Annotated in this window: 15 protein-coding genes; all 15 read right to left on the bottom strand. The window is 73.7% G+C overall.

Annotated elements, in window-relative coordinates; translation table 11 throughout:
• Positions 1-4: 4 nt before the first annotated feature.
• The gene (locus ACSNN7_RS08040) at positions 5-2,110 is read right to left on the bottom strand and encodes a ThuA domain-containing protein (protein WP_436680033.1); all 2,106 of its coding nucleotides are present in this window, start codon (positions 2,108-2,110) and stop codon (positions 5-7) included.
• Positions 2,111-2,244: 134 nt separating this feature from the next.
• A complete protein-coding gene (locus ACSNN7_RS08035; protein WP_436680032.1) occupies positions 2,245-5,109 on the bottom strand; it encodes a PQQ-dependent sugar dehydrogenase in 2,865 nt (954 codons plus the stop codon).
• A 342-nt stretch (positions 5,110-5,451) separates the two neighbouring features.
• Positions 5,452-6,519, bottom strand: a complete 1,068-nt coding sequence (locus ACSNN7_RS08030; protein WP_334455204.1) for a polyprenyl synthetase family protein — start codon at positions 6,517-6,519, stop codon at positions 5,452-5,454.
• On the bottom strand, positions 6,516-8,012 hold the full coding sequence (locus ACSNN7_RS08025) for an alkaline phosphatase family protein (RefSeq protein WP_436680031.1): 1,497 nt from the start codon (positions 8,010-8,012) through the stop codon (positions 6,516-6,518). Before ACSNN7_RS08025 ends, ACSNN7_RS08030 begins: the two co-directional genes overlap by 4 nt.
• Positions 8,009-9,253, bottom strand: coding sequence for a metabolite traffic protein EboE (gene eboE, locus ACSNN7_RS08020; RefSeq protein WP_436680030.1), 1,245 nt, complete (start codon positions 9,251-9,253; stop codon positions 8,009-8,011). Before eboE ends, ACSNN7_RS08025 begins: the two co-directional genes overlap by 4 nt.
• Positions 9,253-10,107, bottom strand: a complete 855-nt coding sequence (locus ACSNN7_RS08015; protein WP_436680029.1) for a TatD family hydrolase — start codon at positions 10,105-10,107, stop codon at positions 9,253-9,255. Before ACSNN7_RS08015 ends, eboE begins: the two co-directional genes overlap by 1 nt.
• Positions 10,108-10,707, bottom strand: a complete 600-nt coding sequence (locus tag ACSNN7_RS08010; RefSeq protein WP_436680028.1) for an EboA domain-containing protein — start codon at positions 10,705-10,707, stop codon at positions 10,108-10,110.
• Between the two features lie 35 nt (positions 10,708-10,742).
• On the bottom strand, positions 10,743-11,690 hold the full coding sequence (locus ACSNN7_RS08005) for a sugar phosphate isomerase/epimerase family protein (RefSeq protein WP_436680027.1): 948 nt from the start codon (positions 11,688-11,690) through the stop codon (positions 10,743-10,745).
• The gene (locus tag ACSNN7_RS08000; protein ID WP_436680026.1) at positions 11,687-12,598 is read right to left on the bottom strand and encodes an SCO3242 family prenyltransferase; all 912 of its coding nucleotides are present in this window, start codon (positions 12,596-12,598) and stop codon (positions 11,687-11,689) included. The genes ACSNN7_RS08005 and ACSNN7_RS08000 overlap by 4 nt, the downstream gene beginning before the upstream one ends.
• Positions 12,595-13,743, bottom strand: a complete 1,149-nt coding sequence (locus ACSNN7_RS07995; protein ID WP_436680025.1) for an inositol-3-phosphate synthase — start codon at positions 13,741-13,743, stop codon at positions 12,595-12,597. Before ACSNN7_RS07995 ends, ACSNN7_RS08000 begins: the two co-directional genes overlap by 4 nt.
• A gap of 508 nt (positions 13,744-14,251) precedes the next feature.
• The gene (locus tag ACSNN7_RS07990) at positions 14,252-15,499 is read right to left on the bottom strand and encodes a Gfo/Idh/MocA family protein (protein WP_436680043.1); all 1,248 of its coding nucleotides are present in this window, start codon (positions 15,497-15,499) and stop codon (positions 14,252-14,254) included.
• A gap of 53 nt (positions 15,500-15,552) precedes the next feature.
• Entirely contained in the window at positions 15,553-16,605 is a 1,053-nt protein-coding gene (locus tag ACSNN7_RS07985) for a substrate-binding domain-containing protein (RefSeq protein ID WP_436680024.1), read from the bottom strand.
• 126 nt (positions 16,606-16,731) lie between these two features.
• The gene (locus ACSNN7_RS07980) at positions 16,732-17,844 is read right to left on the bottom strand and encodes an ABC transporter permease (RefSeq protein WP_436680023.1); all 1,113 of its coding nucleotides are present in this window, start codon (positions 17,842-17,844) and stop codon (positions 16,732-16,734) included.
• 31 nt (positions 17,845-17,875) lie between these two features.
• Positions 17,876-19,450: a sugar ABC transporter ATP-binding protein gene (locus ACSNN7_RS07975; protein WP_436680021.1), complete on the bottom strand. Its 1,575-nt coding sequence runs from the start codon at positions 19,448-19,450 to the stop codon at positions 17,876-17,878.
• 55 nt (positions 19,451-19,505) lie between these two features.
• Positions 19,506-20,684 (bottom strand): ROK family protein, encoded by a 1,179-nt coding sequence (locus ACSNN7_RS07970; protein ID WP_436680020.1) that lies wholly within the window; start codon positions 20,682-20,684, stop codon positions 19,506-19,508.
• Between the last annotated feature and the right edge of the window lie 67 nt (positions 20,685-20,751).

Raw genomic sequence — 20,751 nt, 5'->3', positions numbered from 1 at the left:
TTCATCAGGGCAGGGTCCACTTCTGGTTGGCACCGGTGTGGCAGGTCCACAGGTGCACCGCGGTGCCGTCGGCGGAGTTGTTGCCCGACACGTCCAGGCACTTGCCCGACTGCGGGTTCTTCAGCGTGCCGTCGGCCTGCGCGGACCAGTTCTGCGCGCCCGAGCCGTTGCAGGTCCAGAGCTGGATCTTCGTGCCGTCGGCCGAACCGCCGCCGGAGACGTCCAGGCACTTGCCGAACGCCTTGATCGTCGAGTTCGGGGTCACCGTCCAGGTCTGTGCCCCGGAGCCGTTGCAGGTGTAGATCTGGATCTGGGTGCCGTCGGCGGTGCCGCTGCTGCGCACGTCGAGGCACTTGCCGGCCAGGCCCTTGATCGGGCCGGTCCCGCCGGTGCCGGACCCCTTCACCAGGGTGAAGTCGTCCACGTCGAAGAGCCCGCTACCCGAGCCGGTGAAGGTCAGGTAGAGGTTCTGCGTGCCCGACGGCACCCCGCTGAGGTTCGTCGTGACGTCGGCATACGTCGTCCAGCTGCCGGTGTTCGGCACCGCGACCGAGCCGAGCACGGTGCCGGTGGTGGAGCCGGTGCGTACCTGGATGGTGCCGCCGGGGCCGCCGGAGACGACCCGCGCCTTGAACGACGTCACGCCGGTCAGGTCGACCCCGTTGTACGCCGACCAGTCGCCCGGGTCGATGTAGCCGAGGGTCTGCCCGCCGTTCGCGCCGGCCTTCGTGAACGGGGTGACCCCGCTGGCCGAGCTGAACGACTCGGCCTGGACGGTGGTGTTCCCGCCCGGGGTGGAGCCCAGCTCCTTGATCCGGATGTTGCGGAACGACACGTCGTCGCCGCTGCCGTGGTTCTGCAGGCCGATGTGTCCGGCGAGCGAGCGGGCCGGGTTGGTGTTGGTGAAGTCGTTGATCTTCACGCCGTTGAGGAAGATCTGGAGCCGCTCACCCTCGACCAGCAGCTCGTAGGTGTTCCACTCCCCCGGCGGGTTCAGCGCCGCGTCCCGGGCGGCGATGTCCGCGGACTTGAAGGTGTAGACCGCGCCGGTGGTGCGGTCGGCCGCGTCGGTGGCGTCGATCTGGATCTCGTAGCCGTTGTTCACCGCGGACCAGGGGTCGCTCGACGGCGGGAAGCCGATGAAGATTCCGGAGTTGTCGTCCCCGGCCAGCTTCCAGTCCAGCTTGAGGGAGTAGTTGGTGAACTGCTTGGCGCTGTACCAGTAGAGACCCATCCCGCCGACCGAGGTGAGCGTGGCGTCGGCGTTGGTGAAGCTGCCCGGCCCGGCCTGCGACCACCCGGTGGTGGAGCCGTTGTAGAGCGCGGTGTAGCCGGTCTCCGGCCGGCAGTCGGCCTTGCTCCGGCCGGCGGCGTAGCGGATGCCGCCGAGCAGGTGCGCCCGGAACGCCGGCTCCGAGTACGACGCCTGGGTGTGCCCGCCGCCGGTGTAGAAGGCCCGGCCGCCGCTGTAGGTCTTGCACCAGGAGTGCGGGTGGTCCGCGCCCATCGAGCCGCCGGAGTACGACGACTCGTCCAGGGTGGCCAGCACCCGGGCGGTGGAGCGGGCGTTGGTCTGGTAGTTGTACCACTCGTCGGTGCGGGTCCAGGTCTGCGGCAGGTGCGCGGTGGCCGCGTGCCCCCGGTGCTCCACCTTGACGTTGGCCTGCTGGATGGCCGGGTGCGAGGCGAAGTACGCCCCGACCAGGTTGCCGTAGAAGGACCAGTTGTACTCGGTGTCGGCGGCGGAGTGCACGCCGACGAAACCGCCGCCGGAGCCGATGTACGACTCGAAGGCGGTCTGCTGGGTGGCGTTGAGCACGTCACCGGTGGTGTTGAGGAAGATGACCGCCTCGTACTGGGCCAGGTTGCCGGTGGTGAACGCGGCGGCGTCCTCGGTAGCGGTGACGGTGAAGCTGTTGGCCGCGCCGAGGTCCCGGATGGCCTGGGTGCCGACCGCGATGGAGTCGTGCCGGAACCCGGCGGTCTTGGAGAAGACCAGCACGTCGTACGGGGCGTCGGCGGCGGACGCCGGGGTGGCGGGGACGGTGCAGGCGATGGCGGCGAGGACGGCGGTGGCCGCGCCGAGGACGGGTCGGAGGAGTCTGCGCATGTCGCTCTCCTGACTGCTGCTGCCGGCGGGGGGCCGCGGGCTGCGGGTTGCGGGGTTGCGGACTGGCGAACTGAGCGGGGTGGGCGGGGCCCCCGGGCGGCGCGGGGCGTGGACCGGGGGCCCCTGGCGTGTGGTTAGGGCAGGGTCCACTTCTGGTTGGCGCCGGTGTGGCAGGTCCACAGATGCACTGCGGTGCCGTCGGCGGAGTTGTTGCCCGACACGTCCAGGCACTTGCCCGACTGCGGGTTCTTCAACGTGCCGTCCGCCTGCGCGGACCAGTTCTGCGCGCCCGAACCGTTGCACGTCCAGAGCTGGATCTTCGTGCCGTCGGCCGAACCGCCGCCGGAGACGTCCAGGCACTTGCCCAGCGCCTTGACCGTCGAGTTCGCGGTCACCGTCCAGGTCTGCGCCGTGGTGCCGTTGCAGGTGTAGATCTGGATCTGGGTGCCGTCGGCGGTCGCCGCGTTGCGCACGTCGAGGCACTTGCCGGCGAGGCCGACGATCGGCCCGGTGCCGCCACCACCGGTGCCCGTGGTGAACGTGAACGAGTCCACGTCGAAGAGCGCTCCCGCCCCACCGGCGAAGGTGAGGTAGAGGGTGGTCGTGCCGGCCGGCGGGCTGGAGATGGTGCCGGTGACGTTCTGGAACGTCTCCCAGGAGCCGGTGACCGGGACGGTGGCCGAACCGAGCACGGTGCCGGTGGCCGAGCCGGCCCGCACCTGCAGCGTGCCGCCGGCGCCGCCGGAGGAGACCCGGGCGGTGAACGACGTCACGTTGTTGATCTTGTACGGCTCGAAGGCGATCCAGTCGCCGTTGTCGATGCTCCCGACGGTCTTCCCGCCCTCGGCCGTCGTCTTGCTGTACTGCGCGATGCCGGACGAGGTCTTGTAGTGCTCCGCCTGGCGCTTCTTCGGCTGGAGGGTGTGCTGCTTGTGGGTGGTCAGCCCGCCCGCGTCGGTGTACTCGGCGTCGAAGATCGCGAAGATGTTCGCCGCGTCGTCGTGCTCACCGTCGACCGGGATGGTGATCGAGCCGGAGCAGCCGTTCTTCGAGGTGATCTGGTGACCGTGGCTGTCGTGGCCCAGCACGTAGGTCATCTTGACCTTGGTGCAGTCGATGGTGCCGTCCTCCGGGTCGGTGACGGTGATGCTGAACGGCACGGTGTCGCCGTAGCTGAACAACTGGCCGTTGCCCGGGCTGGTGATGGTGACCGTGGGCGCGGTGTTGCCGACCCCGATGGTCACGTTGGCGGTGCCGGTCGCGCCCTGCGGGTCGGTCACGGTCAGCGTGACCGTGTAGGTGCCGTTGCTGTTGTAGGTCTTGGTCGGGTTCGCCGCGGTGGAGCTGGTGCCGTCGCCGAAGTTCCACGAGTAGCTCAGCGCACCGCCCTCCGGGTCGGAGGAGCCCGACGAGGAGAACGCGACGGTCAGCGGGGCCGCGCCGGAGGTCTTGTCCGCCGTGGCGACCGCGGTCGGCGCGGCGTTGCCGCCGGCGATGTAGTCGTACCGGTAGAGCGCGGAGTTGGCGTCGCCGTTGAAGTAGCCGGTCCCGTAGTCGAGGACGTAGAGCGCGCCGTCGGGCCCGAACGCCATGTCCATGACCTGCTTGCCGTTCCACGGGAACGTGTCGATGGTGCCCGGGCTGCCGTCGGCGTTGAGGTGGATCGGCTTGATCCAGCCCCGGCCCAGCTCACCGGCGAAGAACTGCCCGTCGAACGACTGGGGGAACTTGGTGGTGGAGGTCGACGAGGCGTTGTACCGGTAGACCGGGCCGGCCATCGGCGACTCGGACCCGCCACCGAACTCCGGCGGGCTGCCGGCGTCGCCGGCGTACCGGATCCAGGCCGCCTTGGCGCCCGGGAGGGTGGTCAGGCCGGTGTTGCGGAACGAGTTGTTGGTCGGCCCGCCGGTGCAGTTGTACTTGGCCCCGGCCGTGTTGTTGGCGAAGTCCCACTCGGCGTACGTCTCGTTGGCCGTGTTGGTCCCGGTGCAGTACGGCCAGCCGTAGTTGCCCGGCCCGGTGATCCGGTTGAACTCGACCTGACCGCTCGGGCCGCGGCTGCTGGTGGTGCCGGCGTCCGGGCCGTAGTCGCCGACGTAGACGATGCCGGTGGTCTTGTCGACGCTCATCCGGAACGGGTTGCGGAAGCCCATCGCGTAGATCTCGGGGCGGGTCTTCGGGTCGGAGTCGACGAACATGTTGCCCGTCGGGATCGAGTACGTCCCGTTGGCGTTCACCTTGATCCGCAGGATCTTGCCGCGCAGGTCGTTGGTGTTGGCCGAGCTGCGCTGGGCGTCGTACGCCGGGTTGCGGTTGGTGCGCTCGTCGATCGGGGCGTAGCCGGACGAGTCGAACGGATTGGTGTCGTCGCCGGTGGAGAGGTAGAGGTTGCCGGCGGCGTCGAAGTCGATGTCGCCACCGACGTGACAGCAGATGCCCCGGTCGGCCGGCACGTCGAGGATGTCGACCTTGCTGCCGGTGTTCAGGGTGAAGTCGCTGTTGAGGGTGTAGCGGGAGAGCCGGTTGACGCCCTGCCAGGCGGAGAAGTCGCTGCCGGTGGCCGGCGCGTCGCCGGACGGGGTGGACAGCGGCGGGGCGTAGTACAGGTAGATGTGCCGGTTGCTGGCGAAGTTCGGGTCGACCCCGACGCCCTGCAACCCTTCCTCGTCGTGGGTGTAGACCGACAGGGTGCCGATGACCGAGGTGGTGCCGTTGGCGTCGGTCCGCCGCACGGTGCCGTTGCGGGCGGTGTGCAGGACCGAGCGGTCCGGCAGCACGGCGATCGTCATCGGCTCGCCGACCTCGGCGACGCCCTTGGCGAGGGTGACCTGCTGGAAGTCGGTGGCGGTGATGGGGTGGGCGGAGGCCGGCGCCGGGCCGCCGAGGGCGGCGGGACCGGCGGTGAGGCCGACCGTGCCGACGGCCGCCACCAGGAGCAGGGCGGAAGTGGCGGAGAACCATCGTGGGGAGCGGTGGGTGGGTGTGTCCTTCATGGACATGCTCTGCTGTCCCTTCCTGACGAGTGACTGCCAGGGTGGGGCGCGCGCCGTCGCGCCGGATGCCGGGTAGGGGGGGTACGGCAGGGCCGACCCGGGCGGCGCCGGACCGGCCGCGACCACCGGTCGGGGCGGGGGGACCGCGCGCCCGGAGGCCACCAGTCGATGGGTTACCGCGCCGCCGGTTCACCTCGACGAAACAGGTTCGTGATGCCACGAACATTAAGGCTTGTGAATTTTGCTGTCCATACCTTCTGCCCCACGAACGCAAACTTTTGTTCGATTGGCTGAAAGTCGGCGGACACGGCGAGGGAAGGCCCCGGCGGACCGTCGCGCGTACCGCCGTCAGCTCCGGCGGCGTACCGCCTGGTCGGCCAGCCCGGCCAGCGCCGCCAGCGCCGGCTCCTGCAACGGCAACCGGTCCAGCGCGGCCCGGGCGGCCTCCGCGCGCAGCAGGATCAGCCGCTCGATCTGCTCCCGCGCCCCGGTCGCCTCGATGATCGCCCGCAGCTCAGCCGCCCCGTCCGCGTCCAGGCCCGGATTGCCGAACAGGTCGCGCAGCCGGGCGCTCTGCGCCCGGTCGGCGGCGTCCCGGGCCAGCGCCATCATCACCGTCGGCTTGCCCTCCCGCAGGTCGTCCAGGACGGACTTGCCGGTCACCGCCGGGTCACCGAAGACGCCGAGCACGTCGTCACGGAGCTGGAACGCGTCGCCGAGCGGGTCACCGAAGTCGGTGAGCGCGGCGACCAGCTCCGGCTCGCCCCCGGCCAGCGCCGCGCCGATCTGCAACGGGCGGGTGACCGTGTACCGGGCGGCCTTCATCCGGATCACGGTGAGCGCGCTGGCCACCGAGCCGTCGCCCACGCCGGACACCAGGTCCAGGTACTCCCCCGCGATCACCTCGGTCCGCATCCGGGCGAAGACCGCGTACCCCCGGCAGACCTGCGCGGTGCTCAGCCCGCACTCGTGGAACATCTGGTCCGACCAGGCGGCGCAGAGGTCGCCGCAGAGCAGCGCGGTGTTCCGCCCGTACGCCTCCGGGTCGCCCCGCCAGGCGGAGCGGGTGTGCAGGTCGGCGAAGAGCCGGTGCACCGACGGCGCGCCCCGGCGCCGGTCGCTGCCGTCGAGGATGTCGTCGTGGATCAGCGCGAACGCGTGGAACAGCTCCAGCGCCGCCGCGGCGACCACGATCGGCCGGTCGTCCCCGCCCCCGGCGCCGCGCCAGCCCCAGTAGCAGAAGAGCGGGCGCAGCCGCTTCCCGCCGGCCAGCACGAACCGGTGCAGGGCGGCGAAGATGCCGCGCGGCGCGCCGTCCGGCCAGTCCGGCCCCTGCCGGTCCAGGAAGGCCATCAGTTCGGCGTCGAACCGCGCCCGCAACCCGCTGGTGTCGGTCGGCGCGGCGGTGACGGTCACCGCCCGCCCCCCGGCCCCGGAGGCGGCCCGGCCGGACCGGGCGGTCGCCCGCGCACACCCGACCCGGCGGCCGCCGACGGCACCGGTGCCACGCCGGCCGGTGACCCCGGCGGGGCCAGCCCGGCCAGCTCCAGCAGCAGCGCCTTGACCTCGGTGGCCGCGAGCCGGTCCCGGGCGGCGGCCGGATCGGAGCAGAGCAGCACCGGGGCATCCGCCGGGTCGGCGGGGAGCCGACCGTGCGAGCCCCGGATCGCCCGCGCCCCGGCGTCCAGCCCGACCACGCTCATCAGGTACCGCATGCCGAGCTTCTTGCGGGCCAGCGCGACCGCCGCCCGGCGCTTCGCCGCCCCCGGCGCCGCCGGATCGAACAACAGCTCGGCCGGGTCGTACCCCGGCTTGCGGTGAATCTCCACCAGCCGGGCGAAGTCCGGGGCACGGGCGTCGTCGAGCCAGTAGTAGTAGGTGAACCAGGCGTCCGGCTCGGCCACCAGCACCAGCTCACCGGCGCGCGGATGGTCCAGCCCGGCCGCCGCCTTGCCGTCGGCGTCGAGCACCTCGGCCACCCCGGGCAGGCCGGCGCAGAGCTTCGCCACCGCCGGCACGTCGGCCGGGTCCCGGACGTAGACGTGGGCCACCTGGTGGTCGGCCACGGCGAAGGCGCGCGACGTCCACGGGTCCAGGTACTCCATGCCCGCCTGGGTGTAGACCCGCAGCAGCCCCTCGGCGCGCAGCAACCGGTTGACGTCCACCGGCCGGGAGACGTCGGTGATGCCGTACTCCGACAGCGCCACCACGGTGGCGTCCCGCGCCCGGGCGGCGTCCAGCAGCGGGCCGAGCACCGCGTCCAGCTCCGCCGCCGCGGCGGCGGCCCGGAGCGAGGACGGGCCGAAGCGTTGCAGGTCGTAGTCGAGGTGCGGGACGTACACCAGGGTCAGGTCCGGCGCGTGGTCGGCGAGGATGCGCTCGGCGGCCCGGCAGATCCACGCCGAGGAGGGCAGCCCGGCGCCCGGCCCCCAGTAGGTGAAGAGCGGGAAGGTGCCCAGCGCGTTCGTGAGCGTGTCGCGCAGCTCCGGCGGGTCGGTCCAGCAGTCCGGCTCTTTGCGGCCGTCGGCGTGATAGACCGGGCGCGGGGTGACCGTCCAGTCCACGTCGGCGCCCATGGCGTACCACCAGCAGACGTTGGCAACCGTGTAACCCGGTTCGGCCCGGCGGGCGGCCTGCCAGAGCTTCTCCCCGCCGACCAGCGCGTGGTGCTGCCGCCACAGCAGCACCTCACCCAGGTCCCGGAAGTACCAGCCGTTGCCGACGATCCCGTGCCCGGCGGGCGGCTCCCCGGTGAGCAGGGTCGCCTGCACCGAGCAGGTCACCGCGGGCAGCACCGTGCCCAGGCCGGCGGCGAACCCCTCGTCGGCGACCGCGCGCAGCCGGGGCATGTGCGCCAGCAGCCGTGGGGTCAGCCCGACCACGTCCAGCACCACCAGCCGCCGGCTCATGCCGGCACCTCGCGGTGTCGTCGGTCCTCGCTCATCGTCGTACCCCTCCGGTCGTCGGGACGGAACTCCTCCGCCGGCGTCAGGCCGAGCGCGACCAGCTCGTCGCGGGCGAAGGCCAGCTCGGCGGCGATGCCGGCGGCCAGCTCGGCGTCGGTGCCCGGCCGGCGCGCCGCCGGCAGCACCCCCCACGTGTACGTCTCGACGTCGAGGTGGTCGCAGCCGGCGGCGGGACCGGCGAACAGCTCGGCCAGCGCGGCGCGCAGCACCGGCACGGTCGAGGTCAGCGGCGGCTCGGGCGGGGCGTGCAGCGGCACGTGGTAGTGCACCCGCCACGGCCCCGGCGGCCGGTCGGCCAGCGCGCCGTCCAGGTCGTCGGCGGCGTACGCCGGGTCGGCCGGGTCGGCGGCGTGTGCGCAGCCGGCGGCCCGGGTCTGGTGCAGGAAACGGGGCTCCACCCAGCGCGCCAGCGCGTCGGCGGCGCGCTGCGGCTCGGCGGCCTCCAGGGCGGCGGAGACCTGCACCTTGACCACCGGGAGCCCGGCGGCGCGCAGCCGGGCCAGCGCCTCGACCGGCTCCTCCCAGGCGCAGGCGAGGTGCGCCAGGTCCAGGCAGACGCCGAGCCGGTCGGTGTCCACGCCGGCCAGCGCGGTGACGGCCTGCCCGGTGCGCTCGACCACGCAGCCCGGCTCCGGTTCGAAGCCGACCCGCACCGGGCGGCCGGTCTCCCGTTCGATCGTGGCGAGCCCGGCCGCGAGGTCGTCCAGCCGGCGGCGGGCGGTGTCGGCGCGGGCGGCGTCCCAGGGGTCCCGCCAGGCCAGCGGCAGGGTGGAGACCGAGCCCCGGGCCGCGTCGTCGGGGAGCAGGTCGGCGAGCACCCGGGCCAGGTCGAGGGTGTAGCGCAGCCGGTCGTCGGTGGTCCAGTCCGGTCGGTAGACGGCGCCCTTGACCACCGGGGCCTGGAAGGCCGCGTACGGGAAGCCGTTGAGGGTGACCACCTCCAGCCCGCGGCGGGTCAGCTCGGCGCGCAGCCGGCGGCGGGCGGCCGGGTCGGCGGCCAGCTCGGCGGCGACCGGCGCGGCCAGCCAGAGGCCGAGCCCGAGCAGGTCGGCGCCGAGCGCCTCGCGCACCGGCTCGGCGTGGGTCTCCAGCTGGGCGAGGATGCCGGCGGCGTCCTCGGCGGGGTGCACGTTGGTGCAGTAGCCGAGGTGGACGGTGCTGCCGTCGGCGTGCCGCAGCCGCATCAGTCGCCGCCGCGCAGGATCGAGTTCCCGGCGAAGGTGCCGGCGGACGCGGCGTCGAGGTCGGTCAGGTCGAGCCGCCCGGACTGCCCGTAGAACTCCACCGGGTTGCGCCAGAGCACCCGGTCGACGTCGTCGTCGGTGAACCCGGCCAGCAGCATCGCCTCACCGGTGGCCCGGGTCAGCAGCGGGTCCGAGCGCCCCCAGTCGGCGGCGGAGTTGACCAGGACCCGCTCGGCGCCGTACGTGCGCAGCAGCTCCACCATCCGGGGCGGGGACATCTTGGTGTCCGGGTAGATGGAGAAGCCCAGCCAGCAACCGGTGTCCCGGACCAGCTTCACGGTGACCTCGTTGAGGTGGTCCAGCACCACCCGGCCGGGGTCGATGCCCGACTCGGCGACCACCGCGAGGCTGCGCTCGACGCCCCGGACCTTGTCCCGGTGCGGGGTGTGCACCAGCGCCGGCAGGTCGTGCGCCACGGCCAGGGCGAGCTGGGCGGCGAACGCCTGGTCCTCCTGCGGGGTCATCGAGTCGTACCCGATCTCACCCACCGCCACCACGGCGTCCTTCTCCAGATAGCGCGGGAGCAGGTCGAGCACCGGGCGGCAGCGCGGGTCGTTGGCCTCCTTCGGGTTGAGCGCGACGGTGGCGTGGTGCCGGACGCCGAACTGCCCGGCCCGGAACGGCTCCCAGCCGATCAGCGAGTCGAAGTAGTCGGCGAAGGAGGCGGGGCTGGTGCGCGGCTGCCCCAGCCAGAACGCCGGCTCCACCACCGCGCGGACCCCGGCGGCGGCCATCCGCTCGTAGTCGTCCGTGGTCCGCGACGTCATGTGGATGTGCGGGTCGAAGATGCGCATTCACGCCTCCCTGATGGTGAGCCGGTCGAGCAGGTCGGTGGCGTCGGCGGGCAGCTCCCGGCCGGCGGCGTGCCGCTCCGCGGCGAGCGCGGCGAGCATCGCGGCCAGCTCGCCGTCGGCCCGGCCGTCCAGGTCGGCCACCGCCGCCAGCGGCACCCCGGCGAAGACGCACTTGAGCACCGCCTGCCGCCAGGACGCCGGGTCCAGGTGCCGGGCGTACGGGCCGAGGGCGGCGGCGACCAGCCGGGTGTCGTTGGTGCGGATCGCGTCGTGCAGCAACGGCACCCCGGCCGCGCCCACGGGCAGCAGCGGCAACGCCTTGAGCACGGCCCGCTTCTCGGCGGCGTCGCCGTCGCGGTACAGCGCCTCGGCGTGGCCGGCGTGGTCGGCGGGGAGCGCGACGAGCAGCAGGGCGCGGGCCGCCTCGTCGGCGGTCCAGCCCGGCGCGTCGGCCAGTTCGCCCCGCCCGCAGCGCCGGCCGGCGGCCGGGAAGAACTGCGCGATTGTCGTGGGCTCGGCCGCGACCCGGCGCAGCGCCGCCGCCAGCCAGTCGGGATCGGGTACGCCCTCCAGCGCGGCCCGCAGTCGATCCGGTGTCATCCGTCTCTCCTCCCCTGGTGCTGGTCGGTCGGTGTCTAGGCCACCTCGGTCGCGCGGTGCGGCAGGCCGGTCGGCGCGGCCCCGGCGGCCCGGCCCGCCTCGGCGGCGGCGCGCAGGAAGTCCAGCGACCGGGCGGCGATGGTGGGCGCGGCGTGCGAGTGCCGGGGCAGCTCCACCGCCACCAGCCCCCGGTAGCCGGCGTCGGTGAGGGCGCGCAGCACCGGCGGGAAGTCGATCTCGCCCGTGCCGAACTCCAGGTGCTCGTGCACGCCCCGGCGCATGTCGTCGATCTGCACGTTGACCAGGTGCGCGGCCACCTCGTGGACGCACTCGGGCACCGGCCGCGGCTCCAGGCAGCGGCAGTGTCCGATGTCGAGGGTGATGCCGAAGCGCGCCGGGTCGCCGAGGTCCTGCCGCAGCCGCTGCCAGCCGGCGATGTCCTCGATCAGCATCCCGGGCTCCGGCTCGAAGCCGAGGGTGACGCCGTCCCGGTCGGCGGCGTCAAGCACCGTCGCGCAGCCGGCGACCAGGCGTTTCCAGGCCAGCGCCGGCGGTACCGCGTCGGGGCGTACGCCGGCCCAGAAGGAGACCGCCTCCGCGCCGAGGTCGGCGCCGATCCGGACCGCCCGGGTGAGGAAGTCGATCCGCCGGGCCGGCTCGTCGTGCAGCAGCGTCGGCGCGTGCTTGTGCCAGGGGTCGAGCAGGTAGCGGGCCCCGGTCTCGACGACCACGGCGAGGCCGAGCGCCGCCAGCCGGTGGGCCACCCGGTCGACCCGGCGGGCCAGCCCGGGCGCGAACGGGTCGAGGTGGTCGTGGTCGAGGGTGAGCGCGACGCCCTGGTAGCCCAGCTCGGCGAGGACCGCGAGGGCGTCGTCCAGCCGGTGGTTGGCGAAGCCGTTGGTGCCGTAGCCGAACCGCGGCCCGGGGTCGTCCCGGCGTCCCGGGCCGGCCGGGTCCGGAGCCGGGCGCGGCGGGGTGGTCATGTCGGGGAGACCTTCCGGGCCAGCCGGCGGCCCAGCGGCGCGGCGGTCGCCACCGCCAGGCCGAGCAGCCCGGCCCCGGCCCGGGCGGTGAGCGCGCCCTGCAACGCCGGCAGTCCGGTGATCCCGGCGCCGACCGCCGCGCGTACCCGCCCGGCGGAGGGGTCGGCCACCACCCGGGCCTGCGCCCCGCCGTACCGGGCGGCGTACCAGCCGGCCAGCGCGACCGGCAGCGCGGCGGCGGCCCGGCGGGCGAGGAGCGCGGGGCCGGTGCTGACCGGCCCGGCGGGATCGGCGCTGCGACCGGTGGACCGGCCGGCGGCGGCGACCGCGACCAGGGCGGTGCCGGCGAGGGTGCGCAGCGGCAGCGCGGTGTCCGCGCCGGCCACCTCGCGGCGGGAGAGCGCGGTGACCGTGAAGGTGTGCGCGGCGACGGTGAGCGCCGCCGGCAGCGCCCGGGCCGGGCGCCCGCCGGTCGCGCCGAGCAGCACGTCCAGTCCCCGGCAGGCGGCCATCACGACCGGGCCGGCGGCGGTGTTCTTCGCCGCCAGGTCGTACCCCCAGATCGTCGCGGCGAGCGGCACCGCGACGGCGGTGGCCCGCCGGCCGCCCGCGAGCGCGGCCAGGCCCAGCCCGGCGGCGGTGAGGCCGGCGGCGAGGCCGACCGCGGCGCCGGGCGCGACCCGCCCGCTGGGGATCGGCCGCTCGGGACGTTCCACGGCGTCCAGGCGCCGGTCGGCCCAGTCGTTGGCGGCCATCCCGGCCCAGTAGAGCAGCACCGACGCGCCGGCCAGGCCGACGGTACGCGGACCGAGCGTGCCGGCCGCGGCGGCGCCGGCGACCACGTCCCCCGGTACGGAGAGCGCGGCCGGCGCCCGGACCAGCTCGGCCAGGGCGGCGAGGTCGCTCACGCCGCACCGCCGGCGTGCAGCCGCCCGGTGAACTCGACCAGCCGCTGCCACTGCTCACTCAGCGAGTGGGTGGGCGAGTCGAGCGGGTCCTTGAAGAAGAAGGCCAGCTCGCTCAGGGGGCCGACCCGGCCGGCGGCGTGCGCGGCGGCGGTCAGCCGGGCCAGGTCGAGCACGAGCGGCGCGGCGAGCGCGGAGTCGCAGCCGTGCCAGGTGAACTCCATCCGCATGCCGGTGCCGAGGAACCCGGCGAAGGTGATCAGGTCCCAGGCGGTCTTGAAGTCGCCCAGCTCCTCGACGTACTCGATGCGGGTCTGCCCCTGCGGCAGGTAGCCGAGCGTCTCGCCGAGGACCCGCTGCTTGCTCTCGACCTTGGCCGCGTTGGCGGCCGGGTCGGCGAGGGTGGCGCCGTCGCCGCCGCCGAGCAGGTTGACCCCGGACCACGAGCGCACCGCCAGGTGCCGCATCGCGAACATCGGCGCCAGCACCGACTTGACCAGGGTCTCCCCGGTCTTGCCGTCGTGCCCGGCGTACGGCAGGTCGCGAGCGACGGCCAGCTCGGCCAGCGCCGGCAACCGCAGCCCGGTGGACGGGGTGAAGTCGACGTACGGGCAGCCGGCCTCGACGGCCGCGTACGCGTAGAGCGAGCTGGGTGGCAGCACCTCGTCGGGACCGGCGAGCGCGGCGCGCAGGGCGGCCGGGTCGGCGTGCCCGGGGTGCGGCCGGGCGGCCGCCTCGGTGGCGGAGACGTTGACCACCACCACCCGCGCCAGCCGGTGCCGCTGCCGGAACGCGGCGAGGTCGGCGACCACGGTGGCGGCGCGTTCGGCCTGGGTGCCCCCGGTCGGCGCGGGGCGCAGCTCCTCCTCGACGGCGGCCAGGTCGGCGGCGAGGGTGGCGGCCAGCCGGCCGGGCAGCACACCGGCGTCGGCCAGCGTCTCGGCCCGTTTCGTCAGGGGGGTGGTGGCCAGGTCGTGGCCACCGAAGACCAGGTCGGTGAAGGCGGGCAGGGCCGGCCCGCGCAGCGCGGGCAGCTCGGTGACGCAACCGGTCGGCGCGGTGAGCCCGGCCCGCAGGGCGAGACCGCCGACGATGCTGGTGGTCGCGACCGAACCGCGCGCCCCCACCAGCCAGACACCCGTACGCATGGTGCTCCTTCCGTCGGGAGGAACCGCCCCTCGCATCTATGTACATCAATATCAGATGGTTCGCCGGAAAGATACCGGTCCACCGGGGGCCCCGTCCGCCCGGTCGTCCGGGGTGGCACCGGGCTGCGGCGACGACGTCGGCGGCGCGACGCCGGACCCGGTACCCCGCACGTCGTGCGGACGGGGCTGGCAGGCAGGGTCGGTCGGCGTCTCGGCCCTGCCTCCCCCGTGTCCGGCCGAGGAGCGACGGCGCGCCCCGCGACCGGACGTCTTCGGCGGCGGCCCGGCCCCGGCCGGTGACGGCCGGGACCCCGCGGGTCGCCGGGACGGTGGTGACGGTCCTCCGGTGCGGCCGGGGAATCCCGGTCCGGCCGCACCGGACGACCGTCGTACGCGTGCGCCGCCGGCCGTGGTGGCCGGGCCGCACGCCCCCCGGTGCCGACACCGTCCCGGCCGCGGGGCGCAACCGCGGCCGGGTCCTCGCCGGTCGGCGCCGGAGGTGGTCGGATCAGACGGCGAGCGCCGCCAGGGCGGGCTCCACCTCCGTCCATCGGGAGCCCAGCTCCGCCGACCGGGTCACCGCGTCCAGCACCAGCTGGACCTGCAACGCGTCGGCGAAGGAGGGCGTCGGGTCGGCACCGGTCGCGACCGCCTCCACGAAGTCACGCATCTGGTGGGTGAAGGAGTGCTCGTAGCCGATGATGTGCCCCGGCGGCCACCAGGCCGACAGGTACGGGTGCTCGGCCTCGGTCACCAGGATGCGGCTGAAGCCCTGCTCGGCCGTGGGCCGGGTGGCGTCGTAGAACTCCAGCTCATTGAGGCGTTCCAGGTCGAAGGCGACGGTCCCGAGGGATCCGTTGATCTCCACCCGGAGGGCGTTCTTGCGACCGGTGGCGAACCGGCTCGCCTCGTACGTGGCCAGCGCCCCGTCGTCCAGGCGGGCGACGAAGACCGCCGCGTCGTCGACGGTGACCGCGCCGGTGGCCGGGCCGTGCCCGTCGACCGAGCCGTGCCCGTCGACCGAGCCGTGCCCGTCGACCGAGCCGTGCCCGTCGACCGGCCCGGCGCCGTCCACCGTGGCCGCCAGGCCGCTCGACCCGGCCGGCAGCGGCCGTTCCTTGACGAACGTCTCGGTCACCGCGCTGACCCCGGTGATCCGCTGACCCGTGACGTACTGGGTCAGGTCGATGATGTGCGCGCCGATGTCACCGAGCGCGCCGGAGCCCGCCCTGTCCCTCTGCAACCGCCACACCAGCGGAAACTGCGGGTCGACGATCCAGTCCTGGAGGTACGCCGCCCGGACGTGCCGCAGCACCCCGAGCCGACCCTCGGCGACGAACTGCCGCATCAGGGCGACCGCGGGCACCCGGCGGTAGTTGAACCCGCACATCGAGCGTGCCCCCGCGGCCCGGGCGGTGGCCGCGGCTGCGGTCATCTCCCGGGCCTCGGCCACCGTGTTGGCCAGCGGCTTCTCGCAGATGACGTGCTTGCCGGCGGCGAGCGCGGCGAGCGCGATCTCGGCGTGGCTGTCTCCCGGCGTGCAGATGTCGACCACGTCGATGTCGTCCGAGGCGACCAGGTCCCGCCAGTCGGTGGTGTACGCGTCCCAGCCGAGCCGGTCGGCCGCGTCGGCGACCTTTCCGGCATTCCGGCCGCAGATCCGCGCCATCCGGACCCGTGCCGGCAGCTCGAACACCCGGTTCACGGTGCGCCACGCCTGCGAGTGCGCCGCGCCCATGAACTCGTAGCCGACCATGCCGACCCGCAGTTCACTGTGCTGTGTGGACAAGGTGGGTCTCCCCCCGTGTGTCAGAACCCGAGCTTGAGGTAGTTGCCCGCGTTCTCCTTGGTGATCGTCTCGGAGGCGAGCACGATCTCCTTGGGCACCTGGAGTTCCACCAGGTCGGACATGCCCTTGCCCTGGCCGATCAGGCGAGCCAGGGAGATGGCCGAGGAGGCCATCGACGGGCTGTAGGTGACGGTGGCCTTGAGGACCGTGTTGTCGGACTGGATGTCCTCCATCGCCTTCTTCGAGCCGGCGCCGCCGACCATGAAGAACTCCTTGCGGTTGGCCTGGTTGACCGCCGCGAGGACACCGATGCCCTGATCGTCGTCGTGGTTCCAGAGCGCGTCGATCTTCGGCAGCGCCTGGAACAGGCCGCTCGCCTCCTGCTGCCCGGAGTCGGCGGTGAACCGCGCCGCCCGCCGGTTGGCGACCTTGAGGCCGTTCGCCGCGAGGGTGTCGGCGAAGCCCTTCGACCGCTCCTGGGTCAGCTCCAGCTCGTCCATGCCGGCGATCTCGCCGATCACCGGGTTGCTGACGCCCTTGGCCTTGAGCTGCGCCACGATGTACGTCGCGGCGGCCACCCCCATGCCGTAGTTGTCGCCCTTGATCTGCAGCCGGTAGGCGCGCGCGTCGGGGAAGGCCCGGTCCAGGTTGACCACCGGGATGCCGGCCTTCATCGCCTCCAGGCCGAAGGCGTTGAGCTCCTTGCCGTCGTGCGGCAGCAGCACGATGACGTCGGGCTTCTGCGAGATCAGCGTGGACAGCGCGGCCCGCTGCGCCGCCGCGTCCGCGCCGGCCTCGACCGACTTGAACTCCACGTCGGAGTACGCCTGGGCCTGCGCCTTGGCGTTGTTGGTGATGGCGGCGATCCATCCGTGGTCGGCGGCCGGGGCGGAGAAGCCGACGACCACCTTCTTGCCCGGTTCGGCGTTGCCGCCGGCCGCCGCCGCCTTGGTCTGCGCGGCGGTGGGCTCGGACTCGTTGCTGGTGCAACCGGCCAGGAACACGCCGGCGCCGACGGCGGCCCCGCCGAGCAGCAACCGGCGGCGGGACAGGTCACGACTGTGCTGGGTCATGACGACCTCCAAGAGTGACAGTGGTGTGGCGAAATTGGGTGTGCGGATCCCGGCCACCGTTGAAAGGTGGCCGCCGGGGTGCGGTGGGTCGGGAGGAGGGCGGCGCGTCGCCGCGCCGCGGACTCCTCAGGAGGTGGTGGCCCGGTTGCGGCCGAGGAACTGGGTGAGACTGCGGAACTGCACCTGCTGGACCAGGACGGCCACCACGATGATGCCGCCCTTGACCATGTTCTGGGCCTCGGTGGTGAGGCCGTTGATGGCGAAGAGATTGGTGATCGTCGAGAAGATGATCACGCCGAGCAGAGAGCCGATGATCGTCCCCCGCCCGCCGCTGAGCAGCGTGCCACCGATGATCGCGGCGGCGATCGCGTCCAGCTCGTACAGGTTGGCCATGGCGGCCTGGGCGGAGTTGGCCTGCGCGGTGAGCATCACCGCGGCGATGCCGCAGCAGAGGCCGGAGAGCGCGTAGAGCAGCAGGGTGTGCCGGCGGACGTTGATGCCGGCCAGCCGGGCCGCCTCCGGGTTGCCGCCGACGGCGACCGTGCGCCGGCCGAAGGTGGTGCGGTTGAGCAGCACCCAACCGGCGGCGACCACGGCGGCCAGGATGTAGACCAGCAGCGGGATGCCGAGCAGCCGGTTGCTGGCGATGTCGTTGATGAAGGTGTTGTTCGAGACCTGGGTCTGCTTCTCGGAGATCTCCGCGGCCAGACCACGCGCCGCGACCAGCATCGCCAGCGTGGCGATGAAGGGAACCAGCCGCCCGTACGAGATGAGCAGGCCGTTGACCAGCCCGACCGCCAGGCCCACGGTGAGCGCGCTGAAGATCATGCCGCCGGCGCCGTAGCTCTGGGTGGCGACCGTGGTGCACCAGACCCCGGCGAGCGCGACGATCGCGCCGACCGAGAGGTCGATGCCCCCGCCGATGATCACGAAGGTCATCCCGACGGTCACCACGCCGACCACCGAGGCCAGCTTGAGGATGGTCAGGGTGTTGTCCCACACCCAGTCCGGGTTCGAGTAGAGGTCCGAGCGGGTGGCGGCACCGATGGCCACCAGCACCACCAGCACCGCGATCAGGCCGAGGTTGCGCTTCGCGCCCTCGCCGCCGTCGCCGTGCCACCAGGACAGCCGGCCCGGTGCGGCGGCCTGGTGGGTCGCCGCCGCCGTCTCGGCCGGGTCGACCGGCGGGGACTGCGCCGGCAGGTCCGCCCGGCTCTCGGGCGTCGCGGTCTCGCTCATGCCGCCACCTCGCTCCGCTGTATGCGCTCGTTCATGCCGGCGCGCCTTCCATCAGGGACCCCGCCATGACGAGGTCGAGCACGGTGTTCTCGTCCAGTTCGCCGGCGGGCGCCTCGCGCACCATCCGGCCCTCGCGCATGACCAGCACCCGGTCGGCCAGGCCGAGCACCTCGGGCACCTCGCTGGAGACCAGCAGCACCCCGACCCCCTGCGCGGCCAGGTCGCGGATCACCCGGTAGAGCTCGGCCCGGGCACCGACGTCCACCCCGCGGGTGGGCTCGTCGAGCAGCAGCAGCCGGGTGTCGCCGAGCAGCCAGCGCCCGACCACCACCTTCTGCTGGTTGCCGCCGGAGAGCGTGCGGACCGGGCGGCGCACGTCCCGGGGACGCAGTTGGAGGCTGTCGGCGATCCGCTCCGCCTCGGCCCGCTCCCGTCCCGCGTCGGTGAAGCCGAGGCGGGCGTACCGGGTGAAGGTGGAGAGGGTGACGTTGCGGTGGATCGGCTCGCCCAGCAGCAGCGCCTGGCTCTTGCGCTCCTCGGGCGCCATCCCCATGCCGGCCCGGACGGCCGCGCCGACGCTGCCCGGGCGCAGCACCCGCCCGTCCACCCGGACGGTGCCGGTGTCCGCGCGGCGGGCGCCGAAGATGGTCTCCAGCAGCTCGGAGCGGCCGGAGCCGACCAGACCGGCGATGCCGACGATCTCGCCGGCCCGCACCCGCAGCGACACGTCGGCGAACTCACCGGCGCGGCCGAGCCCGTCGACGCGCAGCAGCTCCGGGCCGGTGTCGGTGCCGGCCGGGCGGTCCGGGAAGACGTACTCGATGGTGCGGCCGGTCATCTTCGAGACCAGGTCGCGGGTCGGCGTCTCGCGCGCCGGCAGGTTCGCCGCGGTGGTCCGGCCGTCCTTGAGTACGGTCACCCGGTCGCCGATCTCGCGGATCTCCTCCATCCGGTGCGAGATGTAGATGACCGCGATGCCCTGCGCGGTGAGCTCCCGGATGATCCGGAACAGGTTGCCGACCTCGTCGTGGGCCAGCACCGCGCTCGGCTCGTCCATGATGATCAGTCGCGCCTCGTGGGAGAGCGCCCGGGCCATGCTGACCACCTGCTTGCCGGCGGCCGGCAGGGCGCGGACCATCCGCCCGGGCGGGATCTCGCCGTGGCCGAGCCGGCCCAGGATCTCCCGGGTACGGCGGGCCATCAGCCCGCGCCGGACGAAGCCGAACCGGCGCGGCTCGTGCCCGAGGAACGCGTTCTCCGCCACCGAGAGGTCCTCGACCAGGTCGAGTTCCTGGTAGATGGTGGCGATCCCGGCGCGCATGGCGGCCTGCGGGTCGGCGAAGGCGGCGGGCTGGCCGCACCACTCGACGTGCCCGGAGTCCGGCCGGTGCACCCCGGCGAGCACCTTGATCAGGGTGGACTTGCCGGCGCCGTTCTGCCCGAGCAGGCAGTGCACCTCGCCGGCCCGCACCTCCAGCTGCACCCCGTCCAGCGCCCGTACGCCGGGGAAGGTCTTCACCACGTCGGTGAGGCGCAGGACCACCTCGCCCGCAACGGTGTCGGCGGGCGGCGTCACCAGCGGCCCCTGCTCACTCGTCGCACTCATGGCGCCACCTCGATCGGGGGCTGCGGGGCTCGCACCACCGGCTCACTCCTCGCGTTCATGACGCCTCCCCGAAGGCGACGTCGCTGGCCAGTACCGCGGCGCCGGCGACGCCGGCGCGGGGGCCCAGCTCGGACAGGACGACCGGCAGGTTGCCGGTGGCCAGCGGCAGCGACCGGCGGTAGACCACGCTGCGGATCTCGGCGAGCAGGATGTGGCCGAGCTGGGCCAGCCCGCCGCCGATCACGATCATCGACGGGTTGGTGAAGCTGACCAGGCCGGCGAGCACCTGGCCGACCCGCCGGCCGCCGTCGCGGATCAGCTGGATGCAGGCGACGTCCCCCTCCACCGCGCCCTCGGCGACGTCGCGGGCGGTGACCACGCCCCGCGCGGCGAGCCGCTCGGCGAGCGCCGGGGAGGTGCCGGCCCGGGCGGCGGCGATGGCCTCGCGGGCCAGCGCGGCGCCGCTGAAGACCGCCTCCAGACAGCCGACGTTGCCGCAGGAGCAGACCGCGCCGTGCGCGTCGACCTGGATGTGGCCGATGTCCCCGGCACAGCCGTCGGTGCCCCGGTAGACCTCGCCGCTGAGGTAGATCCCGCACCCTATTCCGGTGCCGATCTTGACGAACAGGAAGTCGTCGATCGAGTGGGCGACCCCGCCGTGCCGTTCCCCGATGGCCATGATGTTGACGTCGTTGTCGACCACCGCCGGGCAGCCGTGCTCCCGGGTGAGCAGCTCACGCACCGGGAACCGGTCCCAGCCGGGCATGATGGGCGGCGAGACGGGCACCCCGTCGCGGAAGCTCACCGGCCCGGGGACCCCGACGCCGACGCCGTCCAGCTTCTCGTACGCCCCGTCGACCCGGGCCTTGTGCAGCAGCTCGTTGACCCGGTGCAGGATCACCTTCGGGCCGGAGCGGATGTCGGCCGGCTCGGCGTACGCGGCGACCGGCTCCAGCCGGCCGTTGACCACCTCGACGTCGATCGAGCTCGCACCGAGGTCGACCGCGGCGAAACGGAGCCGCGGGTCCAGTTCGACCAGGGTCGAGCGGCGCCCGCCCCGGGAGGCGGCCAGTCCCGCCTCGGCCACCAGGCCGAGGCCGACCAGTCGCTCCAGTTCGGCCAGCAGCCGGGGCCGGGGCATCTGGAGGCGGTCACCCAGCTCGGCCCGGGAGGCCGGCCCCGCGTCGCGGAGCAGCCGTAACAGCCGTAGGTGCAGGGGTTCTGCCGTCCGCACGGGATCCACCTCCGCGTCGGGGTTCACATCGATGCAACGTCGATGTGTTGTGTCCGACACAGTAGGA

Source organism: Micromonospora sp. URMC 105, assembly GCF_051386295.1.
Taxonomy (GTDB): Bacteria; Actinomycetota; Actinomycetes; order Mycobacteriales; family Micromonosporaceae; genus Micromonospora.
This window is presented reverse-complemented; position numbering and strand designations above follow the sequence as displayed.

Bases quoted from the DNA above. Each gene is read 5' to 3' on its own strand.
- ACSNN7_RS08040 (WP_436680033.1), bottom strand. From the start codon at position 2,110: ATGCGCAGACTCCTCCGACCCGTCCTCGGCGCGGCCACCGCCGTCCTC.
- ACSNN7_RS08035 (WP_436680032.1), bottom strand. From the start codon at position 5,109: ATGTCCATGAAGGACACACCCACCCACCGCTCCCCACGATGGTTCTCC.
- ACSNN7_RS08025 (WP_436680031.1), bottom strand. From the start codon at position 8,012: ATGAGCCGGCGGCTGGTGGTGCTGGACGTGGTCGGGCTGACCCCACGG.
- eboE (WP_436680030.1), bottom strand. From the start codon at position 9,253: ATGCGGCTGCGGCACGCCGACGGCAGCACCGTCCACCTCGGCTACTGC.
- ACSNN7_RS08015 (WP_436680029.1), bottom strand. From the start codon at position 10,107: ATGCGCATCTTCGACCCGCACATCCACATGACGTCGCGGACCACGGAC.
- ACSNN7_RS08010 (WP_436680028.1), bottom strand. From the start codon at position 10,707: ATGACACCGGATCGACTGCGGGCCGCGCTGGAGGGCGTACCCGATCCC.
- ACSNN7_RS08005 (WP_436680027.1), bottom strand. From the start codon at position 11,690: ATGACCACCCCGCCGCGCCCGGCTCCGGACCCGGCCGGCCCGGGACGC.
- ACSNN7_RS07995 (WP_436680025.1), bottom strand. From the start codon at position 13,743: ATGCGTACGGGTGTCTGGCTGGTGGGGGCGCGCGGTTCGGTCGCGACC.
- ACSNN7_RS07990 (WP_436680043.1), bottom strand. From the start codon at position 15,499: ATGGTCGGCTACGAGTTCATGGGCGCGGCGCACTCGCAGGCGTGGCGC.
- ACSNN7_RS07985 (WP_436680024.1), bottom strand. From the start codon at position 16,605: ATGACCCAGCACAGTCGTGACCTGTCCCGCCGCCGGTTGCTGCTCGGC.
- ACSNN7_RS07980 (WP_436680023.1), bottom strand. From the start codon at position 17,844: ATGAGCGAGACCGCGACGCCCGAGAGCCGGGCGGACCTGCCGGCGCAG.
- ACSNN7_RS07975 (WP_436680021.1), bottom strand. From the start codon at position 19,450: ATGAGTGCGACGAGTGAGCAGGGGCCGCTGGTGACGCCGCCCGCCGAC.